The sequence below is a fragment of the Escherichia sp. MOD1-EC6819 genome (genome assembly GCF_002965765.1).
In the GTDB taxonomy this organism is placed as follows: Bacteria; Pseudomonadota; Gammaproteobacteria; order Enterobacterales; family Enterobacteriaceae; genus Escherichia; species Escherichia ruysiae.
In genome coordinates this window covers 130,995-154,769 of sequence record NZ_PTRG01000005.1, presented here as the reverse complement: position 1 = coordinate 154,769, position 23,775 = coordinate 130,995, and the positions used below count along the sequence as shown (strand labels likewise).

The 23,775-nt window shown below is 49.5% G+C and carries 26 protein-coding genes and 1 other annotated feature; of the genes, 8 read left to right on the top strand and 18 right to left on the bottom strand.

All coding sequences use genetic code 11. The features are described 5' to 3' along the window. Window positions 1–46: 46 nt before the first annotated feature. From A7Z06_RS08775 to thrS, 13 genes are all read right to left on the bottom strand, one after another. Window positions 47–760 carry an EAL domain-containing protein gene (locus A7Z06_RS08775; RefSeq protein ID WP_024165138.1) on the bottom strand — a complete coding sequence of 238 codons (714 nt, stop codon included), beginning with the start codon at window positions 758–760 and terminating at the stop codon, window positions 47–49. Between the two features lie 243 nt (window positions 761–1,003). Beyond that, a complete protein-coding gene (locus A7Z06_RS08770; protein WP_001209788.1) occupies window positions 1,004–1,468 on the bottom strand; it encodes a C40 family peptidase in 465 nt (154 codons plus the stop codon). A gap of 77 nt (window positions 1,469–1,545) precedes the next feature. Beyond that, window positions 1,546–2,295 carry a vitamin B12 ABC transporter ATP-binding protein BtuD gene (gene btuD, locus A7Z06_RS08765; protein WP_000029447.1) on the bottom strand — a complete coding sequence of 250 codons (750 nt, stop codon included), beginning with the start codon at window positions 2,293–2,295 and terminating at the stop codon, window positions 1,546–1,548. Next, the gene (btuE, locus tag A7Z06_RS08760) at window positions 2,295–2,846 is read right to left on the bottom strand and encodes a bifunctional thioredoxin/glutathione peroxidase (protein ID WP_001154183.1); all 552 of its coding nucleotides are present in this window, start codon (window positions 2,844–2,846) and stop codon (window positions 2,295–2,297) included. Before btuE ends, btuD begins: the two co-directional genes overlap by 1 nt. Window positions 2,847–2,908: 62 nt before the next feature. Next, entirely contained in the window at window positions 2,909–3,889 is a 981-nt protein-coding gene (btuC, locus tag A7Z06_RS08755) for a vitamin B12 ABC transporter permease BtuC (protein WP_000956541.1), read from the bottom strand. 100 nt (window positions 3,890–3,989) lie between these two features. Continuing rightward, complete coding sequence (ihfA, locus tag A7Z06_RS08750; protein WP_001229265.1) at window positions 3,990–4,289, bottom strand: integration host factor subunit alpha; 300 nt, start codon at window positions 4,287–4,289, stop codon at window positions 3,990–3,992. Window positions 4,290–4,293: 4 nt separating this feature from the next. Next, complete coding sequence (gene pheT, locus A7Z06_RS08745) at window positions 4,294–6,681, bottom strand: phenylalanine--tRNA ligase subunit beta (protein ID WP_000672315.1); 2,388 nt, start codon at window positions 6,679–6,681, stop codon at window positions 4,294–4,296. 14 nt (window positions 6,682–6,695) lie between these two features. Next, on the bottom strand, window positions 6,696–7,679 hold the full coding sequence (gene pheS, locus A7Z06_RS08740; RefSeq protein ID WP_000018588.1) for a phenylalanine--tRNA ligase subunit alpha: 984 nt from the start codon (window positions 7,677–7,679) through the stop codon (window positions 6,696–6,698). 210 nt (window positions 7,680–7,889) lie between these two features. After that, window positions 7,890–8,014, bottom strand: a sequence feature (Phe leader region). Then, the gene (gene pheM, locus A7Z06_RS21800; protein WP_001386830.1) at window positions 7,964–8,008 is read right to left on the bottom strand and encodes a pheST operon leader peptide PheM; all 45 of its coding nucleotides are present in this window, start codon (window positions 8,006–8,008) and stop codon (window positions 7,964–7,966) included. It overlaps the preceding feature by 45 nt. 116 nt (window positions 8,015–8,130) lie before the next feature. After that, window positions 8,131–8,487 (bottom strand): 50S ribosomal protein L20, encoded by a 357-nt coding sequence (gene rplT, locus A7Z06_RS08730; protein ID WP_000124850.1) that lies wholly within the window; start codon window positions 8,485–8,487, stop codon window positions 8,131–8,133. Between the two features lie 52 nt (window positions 8,488–8,539). Further along, a complete protein-coding gene (rpmI, locus tag A7Z06_RS08725) occupies window positions 8,540–8,737 on the bottom strand; it encodes a 50S ribosomal protein L35 (protein WP_001124225.1) in 198 nt (65 codons plus the stop codon). A 92-nt stretch (window positions 8,738–8,829) separates the two neighbouring features. Further along, entirely contained in the window at window positions 8,830–9,372 is a 543-nt protein-coding gene (gene infC, locus A7Z06_RS08720) for a translation initiation factor IF-3 (RefSeq protein WP_001700733.1), read from the bottom strand. Window positions 9,373–9,375: 3 nt separating this feature from the next. Then, window positions 9,376–11,304, bottom strand: coding sequence for a threonine--tRNA ligase (thrS, locus tag A7Z06_RS08715; protein WP_001144207.1), 1,929 nt, complete (start codon window positions 11,302–11,304; stop codon window positions 9,376–9,378). 300 nt (window positions 11,305–11,604) lie between these two features. On the opposite strand from thrS, the gene yniD reads away from it, so the two are divergent. Beyond that, the gene (yniD, locus tag A7Z06_RS08710) at window positions 11,605–11,712 is read left to right on the top strand and encodes a small membrane protein YniD (RefSeq protein WP_001142445.1); all 108 of its coding nucleotides are present in this window, start codon (window positions 11,605–11,607) and stop codon (window positions 11,710–11,712) included. 59 nt (window positions 11,713–11,771) lie between these two features. Here the strand turns inward: yniD and A7Z06_RS08705 are convergent, their stop codons facing one another. Beyond that, window positions 11,772–12,530, bottom strand: a complete 759-nt coding sequence (locus tag A7Z06_RS08705; RefSeq protein ID WP_000771390.1) for a DUF481 domain-containing protein — start codon at window positions 12,528–12,530, stop codon at window positions 11,772–11,774. A gap of 286 nt (window positions 12,531–12,816) precedes the next feature. Here A7Z06_RS08705 and pfkB point away from each other — a divergent pair, with 286 nt between their 5' ends. The 3 genes from pfkB to A7Z06_RS08690 all read left to right on the top strand — a co-directional run bounded on the left by pfkB (window position 12,817) and on the right by A7Z06_RS08690 (window position 15,104). Next, window positions 12,817–13,749: a 6-phosphofructokinase II gene (gene pfkB, locus A7Z06_RS08700; protein ID WP_000251749.1), complete on the top strand. Its 933-nt coding sequence runs from the start codon at window positions 12,817–12,819 to the stop codon at window positions 13,747–13,749. 98 nt (window positions 13,750–13,847) lie between these two features. Then, window positions 13,848–14,138, top strand: coding sequence for a type V toxin-antitoxin system endoribonuclease antitoxin GhoS (gene ghoS, locus A7Z06_RS08695; protein WP_000896962.1), 291 nt, complete (start codon window positions 13,848–13,850; stop codon window positions 14,136–14,138). 105 nt (window positions 14,139–14,243) lie between these two features. Beyond that, window positions 14,244–15,104, top strand: a complete 861-nt coding sequence (locus A7Z06_RS08690; protein ID WP_000267674.1) for a fructosamine kinase family protein — start codon at window positions 14,244–14,246, stop codon at window positions 15,102–15,104. Window positions 15,105–15,144: 40 nt separating this feature from the next. On the opposite strand, the gene A7Z06_RS08685 is transcribed toward A7Z06_RS08690, so the two are convergent. Continuing rightward, window positions 15,145–15,681, bottom strand: a complete 537-nt coding sequence (locus A7Z06_RS08685) for a YniB family protein (protein ID WP_000222185.1) — start codon at window positions 15,679–15,681, stop codon at window positions 15,145–15,147. A 146-nt stretch (window positions 15,682–15,827) separates the two neighbouring features. On the opposite strand from A7Z06_RS08685, the gene hxpB reads away from it, so the two are divergent. From hxpB to tcyP, 3 genes are all read left to right on the top strand, one after another. Beyond that, complete coding sequence (gene hxpB / locus A7Z06_RS08680; RefSeq protein ID WP_000106829.1) at window positions 15,828–16,496, top strand: hexitol phosphatase HxpB; 669 nt, start codon at window positions 15,828–15,830, stop codon at window positions 16,494–16,496. A gap of 162 nt (window positions 16,497–16,658) precedes the next feature. Next, window positions 16,659–17,249, top strand: coding sequence for a metal-dependent hydrolase (locus A7Z06_RS08675; protein WP_010345892.1), 591 nt, complete (start codon window positions 16,659–16,661; stop codon window positions 17,247–17,249). A gap of 132 nt (window positions 17,250–17,381) precedes the next feature. Beyond that, a complete protein-coding gene (gene tcyP / locus A7Z06_RS08670; RefSeq protein WP_001010734.1) occupies window positions 17,382–18,773 on the top strand; it encodes a cystine/sulfocysteine:cation symporter in 1,392 nt (463 codons plus the stop codon). A 45-nt stretch (window positions 18,774–18,818) separates the two neighbouring features. Here tcyP and cedA read toward each other — a convergent pair whose 3' ends face one another. Further along, window positions 18,819–19,082 carry a cell division activator CedA gene (gene cedA, locus A7Z06_RS08665; protein WP_001241547.1) on the bottom strand — a complete coding sequence of 88 codons (264 nt, stop codon included), beginning with the start codon at window positions 19,080–19,082 and terminating at the stop codon, window positions 18,819–18,821. 182 nt (window positions 19,083–19,264) lie between these two features. Between cedA and katE the strand changes: the two genes are divergently transcribed. Then, the gene (gene katE, locus A7Z06_RS08660) at window positions 19,265–21,526 is read left to right on the top strand and encodes a catalase HPII (protein WP_085460660.1); all 2,262 of its coding nucleotides are present in this window, start codon (window positions 19,265–19,267) and stop codon (window positions 21,524–21,526) included. 46 nt (window positions 21,527–21,572) lie between these two features. On the opposite strand, the gene chbG is transcribed toward katE, so the two are convergent. Together chbG and celF are read right to left on the bottom strand one after the other, a co-directional pair. Then, window positions 21,573–22,331, bottom strand: a complete 759-nt coding sequence (gene chbG / locus A7Z06_RS08655; RefSeq protein ID WP_105279396.1) for a chitin disaccharide deacetylase — start codon at window positions 22,329–22,331, stop codon at window positions 21,573–21,575. Window positions 22,332–22,343: 12 nt separating this feature from the next. After that, on the bottom strand, window positions 22,344–23,696 hold the full coding sequence (celF, locus tag A7Z06_RS08650) for a 6-phospho-beta-glucosidase (RefSeq protein ID WP_000078792.1): 1,353 nt from the start codon (window positions 23,694–23,696) through the stop codon (window positions 22,344–22,346). Between the last annotated feature and the right edge of the window lie 79 nt (window positions 23,697–23,775).

Genomic DNA, 23,775 nt, shown 5'->3' with positions numbered 1-23,775 from the left:
TAGTGTAGACGGTTACCCTCATCTTAAACACCAGCAAACAAAAGGGTTATCGCTGAACCAGCGTTGTTACCTGACTTACGGGAACTGCAGGCCATAAGCATCCTTGTAGGGCATGAAAACCATACGGTGTGATTCGCGCCAACATTCCTGGGGTATCGATACCTGCCGCAATGATATAGCTGCAACAAGGCGAAATTTGCGTATGAATAGCACGAATAAATGGTGCGAAGGATGTATTAGCTATTTGTTGCTGAACAAAGCCTTTATCCAACATAACTCGAGTGAAAAGACCATCAAATATTGCTTTCATGGTGCTGTTACCCGCACCTAAATCCCCCAACACCAATGGACAAATTTGAGATAAGCGCAAGAGATTACAATTATCTTTCCCCTCATTAAGTTGTGGATAATTTTCATTAATCCGCAATTCAATAAAAGGAAATTTTAATAGTTGGTCTGCGTAATTATTAGCACCTAATAATAATTTTGCTACTTGTGGCGTTAAATTAATCCATGCAAAAATTTTGTGTTGAATAAAAAAATGTTGGCATGATTTAAGTAATTCTAACTGCTCGGCAAATAGCTGCCAATGCTGTTCCTCAGAAAGCTGCGCCATAACCCGCGTCGTCGGGATGCGAACCATACCGTCTTCACTGGAGAAATGGGTTATTATTTCAACCCCAACAAGATTTTGCCGGCTATCTCTTATCGGCAGGAAATAGCAATCAGAATGATAAACATTATCTAGTAAAATCTTCATGGTAATCGCCCTTCTCCAGAAATATTTTTACAAATCCGGCTAAAAAGGATGAGGCCATAAAGTATAAAAAAAACAGAAGGGATAACTTTCATTTGTTCCTTGTTAACCACTTTTTCATGGGTCCTTTTTTAGATTATTCTAATTATAAACGAATATTCCATTTACGGAATTTTTGTCTGAAAAATACTACGGTATTCAGAAGTAAAAGGACGGTGATGTATCATCACCGTCCTTTTCGACATACTAGATTCGTCTCGCTTGCCAGAAATTTTTCTGCCAGTAGACATTATCAAGGGAAGAGCGCATCACCCCTTTACTGGTAGAGGCGTGAATAAATTGGTTGTTGGTATCATAAATACCCACATGTAAACCATTTTGCCCAGAGCCGGTTTTGAAGAAAACCAGATCGCCTGGCAGCAACTCGTCTTTATCAATTTGAGTACCGATAGAGGCCTGTTGCTTTGTTTCACGCGGCAACTGCAAATCGAAACGATCGCGCATCGTTACGACCACAAAGCCTGAGCAGTCAACCCCGCGACGACTCATACCACCATAACGATAAGGTGTACCATGCCAGCTTTGTAGTTGATCGTTCAAACCAGCAATCACGGTAATAGAGTCAGAAAGTCTGGCGTTTGGTGGCGGCGCTTTATGGTGGCTACACCCGACCAGAAACAGTGCTGTGATTAAAATAAGGCAGAAACGCATTCCGTACGAATCCTCTGTTTTTTATTCTTGCATTAATTTAGCGTCGAAATTACCCGATTTTCAAGATGCTATTGTTATCAGGCTGTCGAAATCAGCATTCTGTGACCTTCAATGTCCAGACGGCGGAAATTCATCCCATAGGCCTGCGCCAGGTTCGGCGGTGTCAGAACGTCCTCCCTGCGTCCACTGGCCAATAATTTTCCACCTTTTAGCAGCCATGCCCGATGCGCGTGACGCAATGTGTGATTGAGATCGTGACTGCTCATCACAATCGCTAGCCCTTGCTGGCACAGCGCGCTCAGAATTTTGTCTAACGCACTTTGTTGCGCAACGTCAAGGCTGTTCATCGGCTCATCAAGAAGCAGTAATTGGCCTGCGGGATTGGCTTGTGGTGTGATTTGCAGCACTACCGCAGCAAGACGTACACGTTGCCATTCACCGCCGGAAAGTTGATTAGTGCTGCGTCCGAGTTTGTCATCAAGAGCCAGCGCCCCGGCGACATCGTTTAACAGGTCGCTACGCGTTTTATCATGCTGATGCAGGGTCAGGTAATGCCAGACCGGCATAGCAAATGGCGGTGTTTGTTGCTGTGAAAGATAGGCGCGATGCAGCGCGAGTTTTGTTGCGGACCATACTTCCAGTGGTTGCCCCGCGAACTGAATGCTTCCCTTACCGCCGGTCATTCCGGCCATTCGCGCCAGCAAGGTACTCTTACCCGCGCCGTTCGGCCCCACCAGATGCAGGATCTCCCCTGCCCGAACCTCACCCGAAAGCGGCCCCAGGCGGGTTGATTCCGCTACATCCTGCAACTGCATCACAATAGACATTATTTTGCCAACGCCAGTTTAATACTTTCCATCACAATGGGATCTTCCGGCGTCATATCCGGGGAAAAACGCTGGATGACTTTGCCATCTCTGCCTACCAGGAATTTCTCAAAATTCCACAAAATATCATCAGGGTACAGCGGTGCACGACCTTTGCTGACCATGCGCGCATAGAATCCGCTTTCTTCCGGCGCGACTGCGGTCGGCGCTGCGGCAATCAGTTTTTGATACAGCGGATGGCGACCTTCGCCATTGACCTCAATCTTACTGAACATCGGGAACGTCACCCCCCAGGTGGTGGTGCAGTAAGTTTTAATCTCTTCATCGCTGCCCGGTTCTTGCTCCAGAAACTGGTTACACGGGAATCCCAGCACGACAAAACCACGATCGGCCCAGGCTTTCTGAATATTCTCCAGCTGCTCATATTGCGGCGTTAAGCCACACTTTGAGGCGACATTGACAATCAACAGTACATTACCGGCATATTTCTCCAGCGTGGTCACTTCACCGTCGATATCCTTCACTACAGTGGTCAGAATGGAATCTTGCATCGTGTCTCCTGGATGTGGTCAGTAAAAATCTTAGCTTTTAATCATAGACCGTCTTTTTGCGGCTAACGTCCTGCTTTTAACAATAGCCAGATAAACACCGGTGCGCCCAACGTAGCGGTGACTACACCAATTGGCAGCTCGGCGGAAATCAGTGCCAGACGAGCGACAATATCGGCGAGTAGCAATGCCGTAGCGCCTGCCAGAGCACAGCCAGGAAGTAAAACACGGTGATCGGTTAACCCACACAGTCGCAGAATATGCGGGATCACCAGACCAATAAATCCAATAGCACCAGCAAGCGCCACACTGACGCCGACCATCCAGCCGGTCGCTGCTACCAGCACATTGCGCCAGAACCAAAGAGGCAACCCCAGCTGTCGCGCCGAGACCTCGCCAAGAGCTAACATATTCATCGGTCTGGACTGACAGCAAATCCACAACAACACCGGGATCAACGCCACCATCAGCCAGCTTTGCCGCCAGTCAACGCCGCCAAAGCCGCCCATCATCCAGTACATTAACTGACGTAAATCAACCGATGTGGAAAAGTAAATGGCCCACGTCATTAATGCGCTACAGATAATCCCTAATGCAACTCCCGCCAGCAATAATCGGCTGGTCGAAAGATGACGGCGGGCAAAACGCAACAGAATTAAAGTGATAATGAGTGCACCAGCAATGGCACAAAGCCCCAGCGCCCACTCAGGTAATTGCCCTTGCCCCAGCAATACAGCGGCGATAAGCCCTACACCTGCACCATTAGAGACGCCGAGTAACCCTGGTTCTGCAAGCGGGTTTTCAAATAGCGCCTGCATTACTGCGCCGGATAACGCCAGCGCAGCACCAACCAGCAATACAGCCAGCGTGCGTGGAAGACGTATTTGCCAGACAAAAAGCTCGCCTCGTGGAGTAAACCAGTCAGTTGGCGAGATCCATTGTTCACCAGCACAAAGGCTTAAAAGAAGCGCCAGCAGCATTAATATTGACAGGCTAAATAACCAGCGTACATTTTGTCGCTGTTGTTGGCGGGCAAGTGTCAGCATGGTATCCGTTCTGCTGAAGAGTCATTTCGTTGATTTTACGGTGACTCGCCAGTAGTGAAAAGAAAAAAGGCCGCAGAGCGGCCTTTTTAGTTAGATCAGATTACTCGTCTTTGGGCGAAGCGTTTTCGACACGGCTCTTTAACTTCTGTCCGGGTCTGAAGGTCACCACGCGCCGTGCTGTAATGGGAATATCTTCGCCCGTTTTCGGGTTACGTCCCGGGCGTTGATTCTTATCACGCAGATCGAAGTTACCAAAACCAGAGAGTTTCACCTGTTCGCCGTTCTCCAGAGCGCGACGGATCTCTTCGAAAAACAGTTCAACCAGTTCTTTGGCATCCCGCTTGCTAAGCCCAAGCTTATCAAACAGATATTCTGACATTTCAGCTTTTGTAAGCGCCATAGGTTCAATCCCTCAATGATGCCTGGAATCGCTCTTTTAATGCCTCTACACATTTGGCGACGGTAGCGGCAATCTCCTCTTCTTCAAGTGTACGGCTGGTATCTTGCAGGATCAGGCTAATGGCGAGGCTCTTATACCCCTCCGCAACACCCTTACCACGGTACACGTCAAATAAGTTTACGCCAACTACCTGATTTACGCCAACTTTCTTACATTCGGATAAAATATCCGCAGCAGGAACGTTTTCTGCGACCACAACGGCGATGTCACGACGGTTCGCCGGGAAGCGAGAAATCTCGCGCGCCTGAGGCACCACGCGGTCTGCGAGCTTGTTCCACTCCAGTTCGAACACCAGAGTGCGACCGTTAAGATCCAGTTTACGTTCCAGTTCAGGATGAACAACCCCAACAAAACCAATACGTTCACCTTTCAGATAAATCGCTGCGGATTGTCCCGGATGCAGTGCCGGATTCGCTTCTGCACGGAACTCAACGTCAGCCAGTTTACCGGTCAGGTCGAGTACGGACTCAAGATCGCCTTTCAAATCATAGAAATCAACGGTCTCTTTTGCCAGGTTCCAGTGCTCTTCGTAACGGTTACCGCAAATAACACCAGCTAACATCAGATCCTGACGAATGCCCAACGGTGCCTGAGTATCTGGTACGAAACGCAGACCGCTTTCAAAAATGCGCACGCGGTTTTGCTGACGGTTCTGGTTGTACACCACGGTTGCCAGCAGGCCAGTCCACAGAGAAAGACGCATTGCCGACATTTCAACGGAAATCGGGCTAGGCAGCAGCAAGGCTTCAACGCCTGGATGGATCAGCTGCTGGACTTTCGGATCAACGAAGCTATAGGTGATCACTTCCTGATAGCCTTTGTCGTTGAGCAGCGTTTTCACGCGCTTGAGTGACAAGTCAGCTTCACGGTGAGTGCCCATAATCAGGCTCGCCTGTACCGGCTCATCCGGGATGTTGTTGTAGCCGTAAACACGCGCCACTTCTTCGACCAGATCTTCTTCAATCTCCATGTCGAAACGCCAGCTCGGCGCAACAGCCTGCCACTCGTCCTTACCTTCGGTCACTTCACAGCCGAGACGGCGCAGAATGTCAGTCACCTGTTCATCAGCAATATGATGGCCGATCAGGCGATCCAGTTTGCTACGACGAAGAGTGATGGTCGCACGCTTCGGCAGCGTTGCTTCGTTGGTAATATCGATTACCGGACCAGCTTCACCGCCACAGATGTCAATCAGCAGACGGGTCGCACGTTCCATCGCTTTGTGCTGCAGTGCCGGATCAACACCACGCTCGTAACGATGAGACGCATCGGTATGCAGACCATGACGACGAGCACGACCGGTGATAGACAGCGGGCTGAAGAAAGCACATTCCAGCAGGACGTTTTGCGTTTCTTCATTTACGCCAGAGTGTTCGCCACCGAAGATGCCGCCCATCGCCAGCGCCTTGTTGTGATCGGCAATGACCAGGGTGTCAGCATTCAGCTTCGCTTCAGTGCCATCAAGCAGCACCAGCGTTTCGCCCTCTTTCGCCATCCGCACCACAATGCCGCCTTCAATACGATCTTTATCGAAAGCGTGCATCGGTTGACCCAGTTCGAGCAGCACATAGTTGGTCACGTCAACTACCGCATCAATGGAACGAATACCGCAGCGACGCAGTTTTTCTTTCATCCACAGCGGGGTTGGCGCTTTAACGTTAATACCTTTTACAACGCGGCCAAGATAACGCGGGCAGGCTTCCGGCGCTTCTACTGCAATCGGCAGCGTGTCGTCGATGGTCGCACCAACCGGAACGATTTCCGGTTCAATCAGCGGTAGTTGATTCAGCACAGCTACGTCACGCGCAACACCAATGATGCCTAAGCAGTCGGCACGGTTTGGCGTAACGCTGATTTCGATGGTGTTATCATCAAGTTTCAGGTATTCGCGGATGTCGGTGCCAATTGGCGCATCCGCTGGCAGTTCGATAATGCCGTTGTGATCGTCAGAAATACCCAGCTCAGAGAAGGAGCACAGCATCCCTTCAGACGGTTCGCCACGCAGTTTCGCCGCTTTAATTTTGAAATCGCCCGGCAGTACAGCACCAATGGTCGCTACCGCCACACGCAGGCCCTGGCGGCAGTTTGGCGCACCGCAGACGATATCAAGCAGACGATCGCCGCCGACATTAACTTTGGTCACACGCAGTTTGTCCGCATTCGGATGCTGGGCACACTCAACCACTTCACCAACAACCACGCCGTGGAAGCTACCGGCAACCGGTTCTACACCGTCAACTTCCAGACCCGCCATGGTGATTTGATTCGCCAGCGCGTCGCTATCAATCGCCGGGTTCACCCATTCGCGTAACCACAGTTCACTGAATTTCATAATCTATTCCTGCCTTATTTAAACTGTTTGAGGAAACGCAGATCGTTTTCGAAGAATGAACGCAGGTCGGTGACGCCATAACGCAACATGGTCAGACGCTCCATCCCCATCCCGAAGGCGAAACCAGAGTAAACTTCCGGGTCGATACCAACGTTACGCAGCACGTTCGGATGCACCATCCCACAACCCAGCACTTCCAGCCATTTGCCGTTTTTACCCATGACGTCAACTTCTGCAGACGGTTCGGTGAACGGGAAATAAGAAGGACGGAAACGAATCTGCAAATCTTCTTCAAAGAAGTTACGCAGGAAATCGTGCAGCGTGCCTTTCAGGTTGGTGAAGCTGATATTGGTATCAACAATCAGGCCTTCCATCTGATGGAACATCGGCGTGTGGGTCTGGTCGTAGTCGTTACGATAAACACGTCCAGGCGCGATGATACGAATCGGCGGCTGCTGAGCTTTCATGGTGCGGATCTGTACACCAGAAGTCTGGGTACGCAGCAGACGGGTCGCATCAAACCAGAAAGTGTCGTGGTCAGCGCGCGCCGGGTGGTGACCAGGAATATTCAGAGCATCGAAGTTATGATAATCGTCTTCGATTTCCGGTCCGGTCGCCACGGTAAAGCCAAGCTCACCGAAGAAACTTTCGATACGGTCGATGGTCCGAGTCACCGGATGCAGACCGCCGTTTTCAATACGGCGACCAGGCAGGGAGACATCAATAGTTTCCGCTGCCAGGCGCGCATTCAGCGCCGCGCTTTCCAGTTCGGCTTTACGCGCATTCAACGCCTGCTGCACCTGCTCTTTCGCTTCGTTGATAACCGCACCGGCTGCCGGGCGTTCTTCTGGCGGCAGTTCACGCAGGGTCGTCATCTGAAGGGTTAAGTGCCCTTTTTTACCCAAATATTCGACGCGCACATTGTCTAACGCGGCAACATCTGACGCCTGGCTAATGGCCGCCTTCGCACTGGCAACCAGTTCTGCGAGATGTGACATGGTTTTCCTCATTGTGTCAGTGGTGACACTGGTTCGTTGGACTTAGAGCCTATCCCATCAGGCTATTTTACTTGCCATTTTGTCCTGGGCAGTGCTCGAAAGCCTCACGTACTGAAAAGTACGCTCCGGTTTCTCCGCACTGTCCGTGTCCAGAATGGCGGCGATAATTACGCCTGATGAGACAAGCTTTTTATTCTTCAAAACGCGCATACAAAAAAAGCCTCCACTGGGAGGCTTTCAGGCGCTGTTTTCCGTTTCTCTTCTCACGCGCTAGCCTCCTGGTGTCAGGTGCTAAAGTAAAAAAAGAAGCGGAAAATAGCAGCATTCATTGCTTGCGTTACCTTTTGGTACTCTTCAAAAGACCTTTATTGAAAAGGCATTGACGATAAAAGTCAATGTTCTGATGGTGTTGAAACGAAAAGAGGGAGACTAGCTCCCTCTTCCAACTGGCTTATGCCAGAGCTGCTTTCGCTTTTTCAACCAGAGCGGTGAACGCTACTTTGTCGAATACAGCGATATCAGCCAGGATCTTACGGTCGATTTCAACAGAGGCTTTTTTCAGGCCATTGATGAATTTGCTGTAAGAAATACCGTTCTGACGTGCTGCTGCGTTGATACGCGCAATCCACAGTTGACGGAACTGACGCTTACGTTGACGACGGTCACGGTAAGCATACTGACCAGCTTTGATAACAGCCTGGAAGGCAACGCGGTATACGCGAGAACGCGCACCGTAGTAACCTTTAGCTTGTTTCAAAATTTTCTTGTGACGTGCGCGTGCAATAACACCACGTTTTACGCGAGCCATATGTGCTCTCCTGTATCTATATTCTAATTAAAAAGTTAAAAACGTTAACGGCTTATGCGTACGGCAGGCACGCGATTACCAGACCCAGATCGCCTTTGGAAACCATGGCTTTCGGACGCAGGTGACGTTTACGTTTGGTCGCTTTTTTGGTCAGAATGTGACGCAGGTTAGCGTGCTTGTGCTTAAAACCACCTTTACCGGTTTTTTTGAAGCGCTTAGCAGCACCGCGTACGGTCTTAATTTTTGGCATTTTAATAACTTCCACTTCGCATTGTTGATAAACAGAAACAAAGGCGAATCACCCTGTGAGCCGAAGCTCACAGGAATGATTACTTGATGGCCTTACTGTTTCTTCTTAGGAGCGAGCACCATGATCATCTGGCGGCCTTCGATCTTCGTTGGGAAGGATTCGACCACTGCCAGTTCTTGCAAATCGTCTTTCACGCGATTAAGCACTTCCATACCGATTTGCTGGTGCGCCATCTCACGACCACGGAAACGCAGTGTGATTTTGGCTTTGTCACCCTCTTCCAGAAAGCGAATCAGGCTGCGGAGTTTTACCTGATAGTCGCCTTCATCTGTACCAGGACGGAATTTGATTTCCTTAACCTGGATAACTTTTTGCTTTTTCTTCTGTTCCTTAGAAGACTTGCTCTTTTCATAGAGGAATTTGCCGTAATCCATGATACGACAAACCGGCGGCTCGGCGTTAGGGCTGATCTCGACTAAGTCTACTCCGGCTTCTTCTGCTTTCTCCAGAGCTTCTCTCAGACTCACAATACCAAGCTGCTCGCCTTCCAGACCTGTTAAGCGAACTTCCTGGGCGCGAATTTCGCCATTGATACGGTTAGGGCGCGCCGTTTGAACTCGTTTTCCGCCTTTAATACCTTATTCCTCCAATTGTTTAAGACTGCGGCTGCGAATCTCTTGTTGCAGCTTCTCGATCACTTCATTTACGTCCATGCTTCCCAGGTCTTTACCACGGCGGGTGCGAACGGCAACTTTGCCAGATTCCACCTCTTTATCACCACAGACCAGCATATATGGGACGCGACGCAAAGTGTGCTCGCGGATTTTAAAGCCAATCTTCTCATTTCTCAAGTCTGCTTTAACACGAATGCCCGCATTTGATAGTTTTTGCGTCAATTCGTTAACGTATTCAGACTGAGAATCGGTAATGTTCATGATAACAACCTGCACTGGCGCAAGCCAGGTCGGGAAGAAACCAGCGAACTCTTCGGTCAGGATACCAATGAAACGTTCCATTGACCCCAGAATTGCGCGGTGAATCATTACCGGAACCTTACGCTCGTTGTCTTCGCCTACATAGGAGGCGCTCAGACGAGACGGCAAGGAGAAGTCCAGCTGTACTGTACCGCACTGCCATGCACGATCGAGGCAGTCATACAGGGTAAATTCAATTTTCGGACCGTAGAAAGCGCCTTCACCCAGTTGATATTCAAACGGGATGTTGTTTTCTTCCAGCGCAACCGCCAGATCCGCCTCAGCACGATCCCACATTTCGTCGCTACCAATACGTTTTTCAGGACGAGTGGAAAGTTTGACCACGATTTTTTCGAAGCCAAAAGTGCTGTACATATCATAGACTAAACGGATACATCCGTTAACTTCATCGCGTATTTGTTCTTCAGTACAGAAGATATGCGCGTCATCCTGGGTAAAACCACGTACACGCATCAGGCCATGCAGAGAACCTGACGGCTCGTTACGATGGCAGCTACCGAACTCGGCCATACGCAGCGGCAGATCGCGATACGATTTCAGCCCCTGGTTGAAAATTTGTACGTGACCCGGGCAGTTCATCGGCTTAATGCAGTATTCACGGTTCTCTGAAGACGTGGTGAACATCGCATCTTTGTAGTTGTCCCAGTGACCGGTTTTTTCCCACAGGACGCGGTCCATCATGAACGGACCTTTTACTTCCTGATACTGGTACTCTTTCAGTTTAGAACGAACGAACACTTCCAGTTCGCGGAAGATTGTCCAGCCGTCGTTGTGCCAGAATACCATACCCGGTGCTTCTTCCTGCATATGATACAGGTCAAGCTGCTTACCGATTTTACGGTGATCGCGTTTAGCGGCTTCTTCCAGGCGCTGCAGGTAAGCGTTGAGGGCTTTTTTATCTGCCCACGCAGTACCGTAAATACGCTGCAACATTTTGTTGTTGCTGTCGCCGCGCCAGTAAGCGCCTGCCGTTTTCATCAGTTTGAAATGATGGCAGAAACGCATATTCGGTACGTGCGGACCACGGCACATATCGACATATTCTTCATGGAAATAGAGGCCTGGCTGGTCATCATGGGCAATATTTTCGTCCAGGATGGAGACTTTATAGCTCTCGCCGCGTTTAACAAACGTTTCACGCGCTTCGTGCCAGCTGACTTTCTTCTTAATGACGTCGTAGTTTTTCTCAGCAAGCTCATGCATCCGCTTCTCGAGTGCTTCGACATCTTCCTGGGTTAACGTGCGGTCAAGATCAACGTCGTAATAGAAACCGTTGTCAATAACCGGGCCGATTGCCATTTTGGTATGCGGCCAAAGTTGTTTAATCGCGTGCCCTAACAGGTGCGCGCAGGAGTGACGAATGATCTCCAGACCTTCTTCGTCTTTTGCGGTAATGATCGACAGTTGTGCGTCGTTTTCAATCAGATCGCAAGCATCAACCAGCTCACCATTTACGCGCCCTGCGATACAGGCTTTCGCCAGACCTGGACCAATGTCCAGCGCAACATCCATGGGACTGACAGCGTGGTCGTAATGGCGTTGGCTGCCATCAGGAAGAGTAATAACAGGCATGTTATATCCTTATTTGCAGTGGTGACCCATACGCAAGATCACATACAAAGATTCATATGAAATTTACCAAAAAGGTTTGGGCTGATTCCCGCTTCACTCTGCGAAATATGTCACAACATGCTGATTAGCGATGCCAGACCTACACCCACTTTCTGATAATACCGTCTGGCAGTTTACACGGTATTTGTTATCGGGCAAAGCGGCAATCATCATGATCGAAATGATATAAATCAATACAGGCAACGCCTGCCCATTTTGTTACACTCGGATATTGACCACTCGAAATACGCAGGAAAACACATGCCGACAAAACGTTTTGACAAAAAACACTGGAAGATGGTGGTGGTGCTACTGGCTATTTGTGGCGCTATGCTGTTACTGCGTTGGGCGGCAATGATTTGGGGTTGAATGGTAGAACGCTATTAGCTAACGAAAAAGCCAGACCGCTCGTCGCGGCCCGGCAGTAATTACATTTTATATCCCAGCGATAACGTTGTTCGGCGATCGGTATGTTCTGGAGCCGATTCAGGCGGTTCAGAGTTCCATGTAACGTTGTACGCCACCTTCAGACCGAAATGTTCATTAATAGCCACATTTAACGCGCTTTCCGAGTTCAGTGTCGTATCTTCTGCGCCAAAGATGGAAACGCCCTGGGTAATTTTCGCGTTGTCGGTCAACTGCCACGCGTAAGCCCCTGAAGCATAACCCAGCGGCTGGGTTTTACTAGAATTGTCGGTATATTTGTCGTAACGCACGCCAGGACCGAATTCAAAGCGGAAGCTGTGTACCGGGCCATTCAAAAACTGGCGACCATAACCCGCAGTCAACACATCGCGTTCGCGATAACCGTTATAGCGGTCTGTCAGCCAGCTTGCCTGACCAAATAAATAGTCATAGTCAGTTAAATTAAAACGGCTACGCCCGCCCGCCGCATATTTTTCCGAAGAACGCTCATCGTTAGAAGAAGTATTACTGGCATTCCCCCACAGCGACCAGGCAGTAGAATGCCCATACCAGGTCATAGTGGTATCAGCCGTTAGTGAAGAACTTTTCGTGTTACCTGATTGTGCAAGGTAGCCTGCATTCAGATTACCTTCAAAAGGTTTTTTGGCGCTGGCAGGATCGTCCATGACAGTAAAAACGGAATCATCGGCAGCTGCATTCAGAGACGCAAACATACCCCCCGCCAACATAACGATGGCAGGAACTGTCTTCAAAAGCTTCATTTATTAAAAGTCCGTACAACAAAAAAAGAGACCATCGCGGTCCCGGAAACTTTCTTAAGGATCAAAGAGTAGCGTCCCTGGAAAGGTGACAAATTATAAAAAGGAGTGAAAAACTTAGCAACGACTTCTTATTTCATTTTTTGAATAAGCACATTATGAAAACAAATATTTATTTATATATCTTCATCTTATTAATTTCATATAAATATCCAATAAATCATATTGTTAATTTCTTCACTTTCCACTGATTCAGTGCCAGACTGAAATCAGCCTATAGGAGGAAATGATGGTACGTATCTATACGTTGACACTTGCGCCCTCTCTCGATAGCGCAACAATTACCCCGCAAATTTACCCCGAAGGAAAACTGCGTTGTACCGCACCGGTGTTCGAGCCCGGTGGCGGCGGTATTAACGTCGCCCGCGCCATTGCCCACCTTGGTGGGAGCGCCACGGCAATCTTCCCGGCTGGCGGAGCGACTGGCGAACATCTGGTTTCACTGCTGTCTGATGAAAATGTCCCGGTTGCGACTGTCGAAGCAAAAGACTGGACCCGCCAGAATCTGCACGTACATGTGGAGTCTACAGGTGAACAGTACCGATTTGTCATGCCTGGCGCGACATTAAGTGACGATGAATTTCGTCAACTTGAAGAGCAAGTTCTGGAAATTGAATCTGGAGCCATTCTGGTCATAAGCGGAAGCCTGCCCCCAGGTGTGAAGCTGGAAAAATTAACTCAGCTTATTTCAGCTGCGCAAAGACAAGGGATTCGCTGCATCGTCGACAGTTCTGGCGAGGCTTTAAGTGCAGCCCTGGCCATTGGCAACATTGAACTGGTTAAACCTAACCAGAAAGAGCTAAGCGCACTGGTTAACCGCGAACTCACCCAGCCTGATGATGTACGCAAAGCCGCGCAGGAAATCGTTAATAGCGGCAAGGCCAAACGGGTTGTCGTTTCCCTTGGCCCGCAGGGCGCGCTGGGGGTGGACAGCGAAAACTGCATTCAGGTTGTGCCACCACCGGTGAAAAGCCAGAGTACCGTCGGTGCAGGTGACAGCATGGTCGGCGCGATGACGCTGAAGCTGGCAGAAAATGCCTCTCTTGCAGAGATGGTTCGTTTTGGGGTCGCTGCGGGCAGCGCCGCCACGCTCAATCAAGGAACTCGTCTGTGCTCCCATGACAATACGCAAAAAATTTACGCTTACCTTTCCCACTTATAGAGATATTCCCCCAATCATTGGGGGAATCACCATAAACCTGTCGACAACGCGTTTCTCCGACTATGCTAAAAAATCACGTGATAACAAAGAGGTGAATTATGGCTGGTGGCGATCTTGTCCGTTATGTCATTACTGTCATGTTGCATGAAGACACATTAACTGAAATTAATGAGTTAAATAACTTTCTGACACGCGACGGTTTTTTACTGACCATGACGGATGATGACGGAAATATCCATGAGCTGGGAACGAACACCTTTGGGCTTATCAGTACTCAAAGTGAAGATGAAATAAGAGAGCTGGTTGCCGCACTCACCCAAAGCGCCACAGGCAAAGACCCAGAGATCATAATCACCACCTGGGAGGACTGGCATAGCAACAGAAAATAAATGGTTTTTGGGCAATAATCAGTCTGTGGTGTGCGTTAGCTCGTGTTTTTGCACCGCATTCCTGCGCTAACCTTATGATCTGGCAGACAACATGGGAGAGACATCATGTGGCAGGCAATCAGTCGTCTTTTGAGCGAGCAGTTAGGTGAAGGCGAAATCGAACTGCGTAATGAACTGCCTGGCGGAGAAGTCCATGCCGCATGGCATTTACGCTACGCAGGACGTGACTTTTTCGTCAAATGTGATGAAAGGGAACTGCTTTCCGGTTTTACCGCCGAAGCCGACCAGCTGGAATTACTGTCGCGCAGTAAAACGGTCAGCGTGCCTAAAGTATGGGCTGTTGGCGCTGACCGCGACTACAGTTTTTTGGTGATGGACTATCTCCCGCCCCGCCCGTTGGATGCACATAACGCATTTATTTTAGGACAGCAAATTGCGCACCTGCATCAATGGAGTGACCAGCCGCAATTTGGCCTCGATTTCGATAACGCACTTTCCACTACTCCACAACCCAATACCTGGCAACGTCGCTGGTCAACGTTCTTTGCTGAACAACGTATTGGCTGGCAACTGGAACTGGCAGCAGAAAAAGGGATCGCCTTCGGCAATATCGACTCCATCGTCGAGCATATTAAGCAACGCCTGAGCTCTCATCAGCCACAGCCATCACTGTTACACGGCGATTTATGGTCTGGAAACTGCGCTCTGGGCCCGGAGGGGCCGTATATATTCGACCCTGCTTGTTACTGGGGCGACAGAGAGTGCGATCTGGCGATGTTGCCACTGCATACCGAACAGCCGCCACAAATCTATGACGGCTATCAGTCCGTTTCACCGCTACCGGCAGATTTCCTCGAACGTCAACCAATTTACCAACTCTACACGTTGCTTAACCGTGCAAGGTTGTTTGGCGGGCAGCATTTGGTTATTGCCCAGCAGTCTCTGGATAGATTGTTAGCTGCGTGATGTGGATTGATGATAATGGCCGCTCCATGCGGCCTTTTACTTAAATAAATCCAAGCAAAGAAAAGAACACATACCCCACAGCAATACAAATTACCGGCAGAATATAGAGTGAGAAAATCTGTAAGAAAATAGTATGGTGTGGCACCACAATGCGTGACTCAATCTGCTCACGCGTTAACCCCTCTTCCCCTTTAGCCTTCTCCAGAATGAGTTGATCCTCAACACCTTCGCGCAAAAAGCGCGCCTGGCGGCTCATACGGGCACCAGAGTCTTGCAGTGCAAGCCCCACAAATATCAGGATGAAAATCACCCAAAACATAACGTTCACGCCACCATTAAAATTGGGCGTCGGTGAGTTGTACCAGAACAGATTCAGAAAAGGCGTATTCGCCTGCATCATATCGATCATGACATGCGCAAAGTCGAGCATTACAGCATTGATACCTTCCTGGGATTCTTGCCGGACATTCATAAACTTCAGCAAGGAAATTAACGTGGAAACAAGTGTCGGTATAAAAATCACCCAACCCAAAATCCTTTTCAAAACAGCAATGCGTCCAGCTTGTTGATACGTCATGAGTTCTCCTTGATTAAGACGCGTCGTTTCAATTAGTTTACCTGTAGATATCTGTTTTCGCCCATTCTTTAAAGGCGATATGATAGGCGCTTAATCATAAGCACTGCTTAATACCTTACACATAATGCTCTAAAGGAGAGGTTGTAATGTCAACCCCGCGTCAGATTCTTGCTGCAATTTTCGATATGGATGGATTACTTATCGACTCAGAACCTTTATGGGATCGAGCCGAACTGGATGTGATGGCAAGCCTGGGGGTAGATATCTCCCGTCGTAACGAGCTACCGGACACCTTAGGTTTACGCATCGATATGGTGGTTGATCTGTGGTATGCCCGGCAACCGTGGAATGGGCCGAGTCGCCAGGAGGTAGTTGAACGGGTTATTGCCCGTGCCATTTCACTGGTTGAAGAGACGCGACCATTACTGCCTGGTGTGCGTGAGGCCGTTGCGCTATGCAAAGAACAAGGATTATTGGTAGGTCTGGCCTCCGCGTCACCTTTGCATATGCTGGAAAAAGTGCTGACCATGTTTGACTTACGTGACAGTTTCGATGCCCTCGCCTCCGCCGAAAAGCTGCCTTACAGCAAGCCGCATCCACAAGTGTATCTCGACTGTGCAGCAAAACTGGGCGTTGATCCTCTCGCCTGCGTGGCGCTGGAAGACTCTGTAAACGGCATGATCGCCTCTAAAGCGGCACGTATGCGTTCTATCGTCGTCCCCGCGCCCGAAGCGCAAAATGATCCCCGTTTTGTGTTGGCGAACGTAAAACTTTCCTCTCTCACCGAATTGACCGCGACCGACCTCCTCGGCTAATAAAATCGGGCAGTGCCATAACTGCCCCTGGCTTTTTATCTGAATTTTTATTCAACTGGCGGATTTATCATCATTTTGTGATAAAGAGTTACACCGTCACCACTTCCGCGCACTGTATAAAAATCCTATACTGTACGTATCGACAGTTTAGTGAGTTTTATCATGACGGCGGAAGGTCACCTTCTCTTTTCTATTGCTTGTGCGGTATTTGCCAAAAATGCCGAGCTGACGCCCGTGCTGGCACAGGGTGACTGGTGGCATATTGTCCCTTCCGCGATCTTAACGTGTCTGTTACCGGACATCGACCACCCAAAATCGTTTCTTGGGCAGCGATTAAGGTGGATATCAAAACCCATTGCCCGCGCATTTGGACACCGTGGATTTACCCACAGTTTGCTGGCTGTATTTGCCCTGCTGGCAACCTTTTATCTCAAGGTGCCGGAAAGCTGGTTTATTCCGGCTGATGCACTGCAAGGTATGGTGCTGGGTTATTTGAGTCATATTCTTGCCGATATGCTGACACCGGCTGGTGTTCCCCTGCTCTGGCCGTGTCGCTGGCGCTTTCGCCTGCCAATTCTGGTGCCACAAAAGGGCAATCAGCTGGAACGTTTTCTCTGCATGGCATTATTTGTCTGGTCGGTGTGGATGCCCCATTCTCTGCCTGAAAACAGCGCGGTTCGTTGGTCATCGCAAATGATCAATACCTTGCAGATCCAGTTTCATCGCCTTATTAAGCACCAGGTTGAATACTAAAAAGGCAAAAATCACCTTTCTGGAATAAGCAATTCCATTTGAATATAAGAGCCAGCTCACAGTTCTGTTAATCTTGCGCCAACACTATGACTGTTACACAGTGATAGAAATAATAAGATCAGGAGAACGGGGATGAACTTTCCATTAATTGCGAACATCGTAGTGTTCGTTGTTCTGCTGTTTGTGCTGGCTCAGGCCCGCCACAAACAGTGGAGTCTGGCAAAAAAAGTGCTGGTGGGTCTGGTGATGGGCGTGGTCTTTGGCCTTGCTCTGCATACCATTTATGGTTCTGACAGCCAGGTACTTAAAGATTCTGTACAGTGGTTTAACATTGTCGGTAACGGCTATGTTCAGCTACTGCAAATGATCGTTATGCCGTTAGTATTCGCCTCTATTCTGAGCGCGGTTGCTCGCCTGCATAACGCATCTCAGTTAGGAAAAATCAGTTTTCTGACCATCGGTACGCTGCTGTTTACCACGCTGATTGCGGCGCTGGTCGGTGTGCTGGTGACTAACCTGTTTGGTCTGACTGCTGAAGGTCTGGTTCAGGGTGGCGCTGAGACTGCTCGCCTGAACGCTATTGAAAGCAACTATGTCGGTAAAGTCGCAGATTTAAGTGTTCCGCAACTCATTCTGTCTTTTATCCCGAAAAATCCGTTTGCCGATCTGACCGGTGCGAATCCGACATCAATTATCAGCGTGGTAATTTTTGCGGCATTCCTGGGTGTAGCTGCGCTGAAACTGCTGAAAGATGATGCGCCGAAAGGTGAACGCGTCTTAACAGCTATCGACACACTGCAAAGCTGGGTGATGAAACTGGTTCGCCTGGTCATGCAACTCACCCCTTACGGCGTGCTTGCGCTGATGACCAAAGTGGTTGCCGGTTCCAACCTGCAAGACATCATTAAGCTGGGTAGCTTCGTTGTCGCGTCCTACCTGGGTCTTATCATTATGTTTGCGGTGCATGGCATTCTGCTGGGTATTAATGGCGTCAGCCCGCTGAAATACTTCCGCAAAGTGTGGCCGGTGCTGACATTTGCTTTCACCAGCCGTTCCAGTGCTGCGTCTATTCCACTGAACGTTGAAGCACAAACGCGTCGTCTGGGTGTTCCTGAATCTATCGCCAGTTTTGCCGCCTCTTTCGGGGCGACCATTGGTCAAAACGGCTGTGCCGGGTTGTATCCGGCAATGCTGGCCGTAATGGTAGCGCCAACGGTGGGTATTAACCCGCTGGATCCGATGTGGATTGCAACTTTGGTCGGTATTGTTACCGTCAGTTCTGCCGGTGTTGCAGGTGTTGGTGGTGGTGCGACATTCGCCGCGTTGATTGTTCTGCCAGCGATGGGCTTGCCGGTAACGCTGGTGGCTTTGTTAATCTCCGTTGAACCGCTTATCGATATGGGTCGAACTGCATTGAACGTGAGCGGCTCAATGACCGCAGGTACGCTGACCAGCCAGTGGCTTAAGCAAACCGATAAGTCCATTCTGGACAGCGAAGACGACGCCGAACTGGCACACCGTTAATCCTGGTTTATAACGCAAAACGCCTGTCCTTCGACAGGCGTTTATTTATTCTTCGATCTCATTTTCCTGGCGCACCTGATTAGCCCAACGCTGAGCCGACTCCGGCACATTAAACGCAGGTGAGCGCAAGAATGATTCCCCAACCAGCACAAACGCAACATATTTGCCACGCAGCATCCAGACATCGCGAAACGAATCCATCTTAATCGCATGTTCTGGCGGCGCAGGTTCCGTGCGAGGAACATAGCTAATAATCGGGCGGTTTTGCTGACGTAGCGGTTTCTTCATTACTGGCTTCACTAAACGCATATTAAAAATCAGAAAAATTGTAGTTTAGCTGATTTACCCCCCGTCCGTCCTGCTTTGCGTATATTCCCGAATACCTTCTCTGGCACCGCTTCCAGAGCGAGATCACCCTGATGGTCTATAGTTAGAGGGTTTTTTGACCAAAACAGCGGCCCTTTCAGTAATGAATTAAGGAGACGAGTTCAATGTCGCAACATAACGAAAAGAACCCACATCAGCACCAGTCACCACTACACGACTCCAGCGAAGCGAAACCGGGAATGGACTCACTGGCACCTGAAGACGGATCTCATCGTCCAGCGGCTGAACCGACCCCGCCAGGCGCACAACCTACCGCCCCTGGGAGTCTGAAAGCTCCTGATACGCGTAACGAAAAACTAAACTCTCTGGAAGACGTACGCAAAGGCAGTGAAAATTATGCGCTGACCACTAATCAGGGCGTGCGCATCGCCGACGATCAAAACTCCCTACGAGCCGGTAGCCGTGGTCCAACGCTGCTGGAAGATTTTATTCTGCGCGAGAAAATCACCCACTTCGACCATGAACGTATCCCGGAACGTATCGTTCACGCGCGTGGGTCAGCCGCTCACGGTTATTTCCAGCCATATAAAAACTTAAGCGATATAACCAAAGCCGACTTCCTGTCAGATCCGAACAAAATTACCCCGGTGTTCGTGCGTTTCTCTACCGTTCAGGGTGGCGCAGGTTCGGCAGATACGGTGCGTGATATCCGTGGTTTCGCCACCAAGTTCTATACCGAAGAAGGCATTTTTGATCTTGTGGGTAACAACACGCCTGTCTTCTTTATTCAGGATGCACACAAATTTCCGGACTTTGTTCATGCGGTAAAACCAGAACCGCACTGGGCAATTCCGCAAGGGCAAAGCGCCCACGACACCTTCTGGGATTATGTTTCCCTGCAACCAGAAACGCTCCACAACGTGATGTGGGCGATGTCAGATCGCGGAATACCACGCAGTTACCGCACCATGGAAGGCTTCGGCATTCACACCTTCCGCCTGATTAACGCCGAAGGTAAAGCAACCTTTGTGCGTTTCCACTGGAAACCACTGGCAGGTAAAGCCTCGCTGGTTTGGGATGAAGCGCAGAAACTTACCGGACGTGATCCAGACTTCCACCGCCGCGAACTGTGGGAAGCCATTGAAGCAGGCGACTTCCCGGAGTATGAACTGGGCTTCCAGTTGATCCCCGAAGAAGATGAATTCAAATTCGACTTCGACCTGCTTGACCCAACGAAACTCATCCCGGAAGAGTTAGTCCCCGTTCAGCGCGTCGGCAAAATGGTGCTTAACCGTAACCCGGATAACTTCTTTGCCGAAAACGAACAGGCAGCTTTCCATCCTGGTCATATTGTCCCCGGTCTGGATTTCACCAACGATCCGCTGTTGCAGGGGCGTTTGTTCTCCTATACCGATACACAAATCAGCCGTCTTGGCGGGCCGAATTTTCATGAAATTCCGATTAATCGCCCTACCTGCCCGTACCACAATTTCCAGCGTGACGGTATGCATCGGATGGGAATCGACACTAACCCGGCGAATTACGAACCGAACTCGATCAACGATAACTGGCCGCGCGAAACGCCGCCGGGGCCAAAACGCGGTGGATTTGAATCATACCAGGAGCGCGTGGAAGGCAATAAAGTGCGGGAGCGCAGCCCATCATTTGGCGAATACTATTCGCATCCGCGCCTGTTCTGGTTAAGTCAGACGCCGTTCGAGCAACGCCATATTGTCGATGGTTTCAGCTTTGAGTTAAGCAAAGTTGTACGACCTTATATTCGTGAACGCGTCGTTGACCAGTTGGCGCATATTGATCTGACTCTGGCGCAGGCGGTAGCAAAAAATCTCGGTATCGAACTGACTGACGATCAGCTGAATATTACGCCGCCACCTGACGTAAACGGGCTGATAAAAGATCCTGCGTTGAGTCTGTATGCCATTCCTGATGGTGATGTGAAAGGTCGTGTGGTAGCGATTTTGCTTAATGATGAAGTGAGATCGGCAGACCTTCTGTCAATCCTCAAGGCGCTGAAAGCTAAAGGCGTTCATGCCAAACTGCTTTATTCGCGGATGGGGGAAGTGACTGCCGATGACGGTACGGTGCTGCCAATAGCCGCTACCTTTGCCGGGGCACCATCGCTGACGGTCGATGCGGTGATTGTCCCTTGCGGCAATATCGCCGATATTGCCGACAACGGCGATGCAAACTATTACCTGATGGAAGCCTACAAACACCTTAAACCGATTGCGCTGGCAGGAGACGCACGCAAGTTTAAGGCGACAATCAAGGTTGATGACCAGGGTGAAGAAGGGATCGTGGAAGCCGACAGCGCCGACGGTAGTTTTATGGATGAACTATTAACGCTAATGGCAGCGCACCGCGTATGGTCACGTATTCCTAAGATTGATAAAATTCCGGCGTAAATATGAATAAAGTCACTCCCCCAGGGGAGTGACTTTACAAACTTCCTTACACATCAAGATAACTACCCAACCGATAACCTCGCTCGGCAATGGCATACTTCAACGATGCTGATGTCAACACTTCCAGCTCCGTTAACCGTGGAAAGCAATAAGGACTCTGGCGAATTGTATTATCGACAAACGCCGGATGGCACATCACTTCCAACGAACGTTCACCGCGATGGCTGGAATCATCCAGCACTTGCAGAAACAGTGACTCGCTAATCTCTTCACCATAGAACGCGCTACTGAAGCCCTGCGAACTGCGCAATTTAGCGGGTAAATCACCATCGCTAAATAACGGCTGACGGTCGATGCGCAACGCAATCCCCTCTTCAGCCGCAAACTTTGCCACAATCGGGAAAATCTGCGGGAACATATGCACATGATGATGGCTATCAAGATGTGTAGGTTTGCGCCCAAATAGCTCAATGAAACGCAGATACTGACAGGCAAGTTCCTGAGCAATTTCCTTTAGCGGTAAAGCATCTTCTTCCGCCAGTTGCCAGATCCACTTCCCCAGCACGCCTTCGCGGGTTAAACCCGGCATTGCAGTCAGCGGCTTGCCCAGGGTGAGAACAAAATGCATCCCAACTGCCAGGCTCGGTTCATCACGACTCAACTGCACCGCATGGTCGATAGCTTCACCATTCACCAGCGCCGTCGTTGACGTGACAATACCGTTTCGACAGGCCTCGATAATGCCGTAGTTCTGACCTTTGCTTAAGCCAAAATCATCGGCATTAACAATCAGTAAGCGTTCCATAATCAGCCCCGGTTAATGTGCTTTTTTGAGTTCTGCTATGCAGTCGGCAAAATTTGGCAGCCATTTCTCATGCGCCAGAATCATCTCACGCGCCAGCAACTCAGCATCGCGATCGGAATGCACCAACGGGCTAAGGTTTAGCGCCAGTAACACATCGTTAAATTCCCCGCTAAGTGCTGCGTTGCTGGCGGCAATCTCGAAGCCTTTGATGGTGTGAATCAGCCCCATCACTTTGTCATCGAAATGCGTAATGCGCGGATGTGGAGTCGCGCCATCGCGCCCCAGCGTGCAGGTCATTTCTACCGCCCAGTCTGCCGGAATATTATCAATATGCCCATGATGCGGGATATTAACGTAATGTTCCGTTTGCTTGTCGTTGTAGATAGCGTTAATGACTTCGCACGCTGCATCAGAGTAATAAGCTCCACCGCGCTGCTCCAGCTCTTTCGGTTTCACTTTCAGATCCGGGTTTTTATACAGATCAAAGAGTTGCTTCTCGACTTTCTGTACCACCTGCGCACGCGCGCCGCCTTTGTAATACTCACCCATTTCAATCGCCAGCATCTCTTTTTGCTTGAAGTAATAAAGCAAATAGGAACACGGCAACAGGTTCAGTGCCCGAATTAAGCCTTCGCTAAACGGCAGATCGAAAATGTTTTTTACGCCAGACGCTTTTAACTGCCCTGACGCCACGCCGTCGAGCAATTCGGCAAAACGTGATTTGCCATTTACCAACACATCCTTAATAAACACCATGTGGTTCAGGCCGAACAGATCGATAGATAAATCATCGTTCTCATTCAAGGCTAAAACATCGCCGATAAACATTTTCATGCCAATCGGAATATTACATACGCCGATAAAGCGTTTAAATCCGCTATGACGATAAACCGCTTCAGTGACCATTCCCGCCGGGTTAGTGAAGTTGATCACCCACACATTCGGACAAAGTTCTTCGACATCTTTTACGATGTCAAAAATCACAGGAATGGTGCGCAGACCTTTAAACAGGCCACCCGCACCATTAGTTTCCTGGCCAAGATAACCATGACTTAACGGAATACGTTCATCCAGTTCGCGTGCTGGTAATTGACCTACGCGCAGTTGGGTAGTGACAAAATCAGCCCCTTTCAGCGCCTCACGACGATCAAGCGTTTTATAAAGTTTAATCGGTACACCAGCGTTATCGATCATTCGCTGGCAGAGATCAAAGATAATATCCAGTTTTGCCTTACCACCTTCGACATCCACCAGCCATAATTCAGTCACTGGCAATTCGTGATAACGCTTAATAAACCCTTCCAGCAGTTCCGGGGTATAACTACTCCCGCCACCAATAGTGACGACTTTTAATTTCTGGCTCATAATTTCTCCCTTCATCAGGAAATACTGATATTCTTCATACCTGCCTCTACGTCAGGAATATCCCGGTCTCCCCAGGATA

Excerpts from the sequence above, each read along its gene's own strand:
- A7Z06_RS08775 (WP_024165138.1), bottom strand. The coding sequence starts at position 760 with ATGAAGATTTTACTAGATAATGTTTATCATTCTGATTGCTATTTCCTG.
- A7Z06_RS08770 (WP_001209788.1), bottom strand. The coding sequence starts at position 1,468 with ATGCGTTTCTGCCTTATTTTAATCACAGCACTGTTTCTGGTCGGGTGT.
- btuD (WP_000029447.1), bottom strand. The coding sequence starts at position 2,295 with ATGTCTATTGTGATGCAGTTGCAGGATGTAGCGGAATCAACCCGCCTG.
- btuE (WP_001154183.1), bottom strand. The coding sequence starts at position 2,846 with ATGCAAGATTCCATTCTGACCACTGTAGTGAAGGATATCGACGGTGAA.
- btuC (WP_000956541.1), bottom strand. The coding sequence starts at position 3,889 with ATGCTGACACTTGCCCGCCAACAACAGCGACAAAATGTACGCTGGTTA.
- ihfA (WP_001229265.1), bottom strand. The coding sequence starts at position 4,289 with ATGGCGCTTACAAAAGCTGAAATGTCAGAATATCTGTTTGATAAGCTT.
- pheT (WP_000672315.1), bottom strand. The coding sequence starts at position 6,681 with ATGAAATTCAGTGAACTGTGGTTACGCGAATGGGTGAACCCGGCGATT.
- pheS (WP_000018588.1), bottom strand. The coding sequence starts at position 7,679 with ATGTCACATCTCGCAGAACTGGTTGCCAGTGCGAAGGCGGCCATTAGC.
- rplT (WP_000124850.1), bottom strand. The coding sequence starts at position 8,487 with ATGGCTCGCGTAAAACGTGGTGTTATTGCACGCGCACGTCACAAGAAA.
- rpmI (WP_001124225.1), bottom strand. The coding sequence starts at position 8,737 with ATGCCAAAAATTAAGACCGTACGCGGTGCTGCTAAGCGCTTCAAAAAA.
- thrS (WP_001144207.1), bottom strand. The coding sequence starts at position 11,304 with ATGCCTGTTATTACTCTTCCTGATGGCAGCCAACGCCATTACGACCAC.
- yniD (WP_001142445.1), top strand. The coding sequence starts at position 11,605 with ATGCCGACAAAACGTTTTGACAAAAAACACTGGAAGATGGTGGTGGTG.
- A7Z06_RS08705 (WP_000771390.1), bottom strand. The coding sequence starts at position 12,530 with ATGAAGCTTTTGAAGACAGTTCCTGCCATCGTTATGTTGGCGGGGGGT.
- pfkB (WP_000251749.1), top strand. The coding sequence starts at position 12,817 with ATGGTACGTATCTATACGTTGACACTTGCGCCCTCTCTCGATAGCGCA.
- ghoS (WP_000896962.1), top strand. The coding sequence starts at position 13,848 with ATGGCTGGTGGCGATCTTGTCCGTTATGTCATTACTGTCATGTTGCAT.
- A7Z06_RS08690 (WP_000267674.1), top strand. The coding sequence starts at position 14,244 with ATGTGGCAGGCAATCAGTCGTCTTTTGAGCGAGCAGTTAGGTGAAGGC.
- A7Z06_RS08685 (WP_000222185.1), bottom strand. The coding sequence starts at position 15,681 with ATGACGTATCAACAAGCTGGACGCATTGCTGTTTTGAAAAGGATTTTG.
- hxpB (WP_000106829.1), top strand. The coding sequence starts at position 15,828 with ATGTCAACCCCGCGTCAGATTCTTGCTGCAATTTTCGATATGGATGGA.
- A7Z06_RS08675 (WP_010345892.1), top strand. The coding sequence starts at position 16,659 with ATGACGGCGGAAGGTCACCTTCTCTTTTCTATTGCTTGTGCGGTATTT.
- tcyP (WP_001010734.1), top strand. The coding sequence starts at position 17,382 with ATGAACTTTCCATTAATTGCGAACATCGTAGTGTTCGTTGTTCTGCTG.
- cedA (WP_001241547.1), bottom strand. The coding sequence starts at position 19,082 with ATGCGTTTAGTGAAGCCAGTAATGAAGAAACCGCTACGTCAGCAAAAC.
- katE (WP_085460660.1), top strand. The coding sequence starts at position 19,265 with ATGTCGCAACATAACGAAAAGAACCCACATCAGCACCAGTCACCACTA.
- chbG (WP_105279396.1), bottom strand. The coding sequence starts at position 22,331 with ATGGAACGCTTACTGATTGTTAATGCCGATGATTTTGGCTTAAGCAAA.
- celF (WP_000078792.1), bottom strand. The coding sequence starts at position 23,696 with ATGAGCCAGAAATTAAAAGTCGTCACTATTGGTGGCGGGAGTAGTTAT.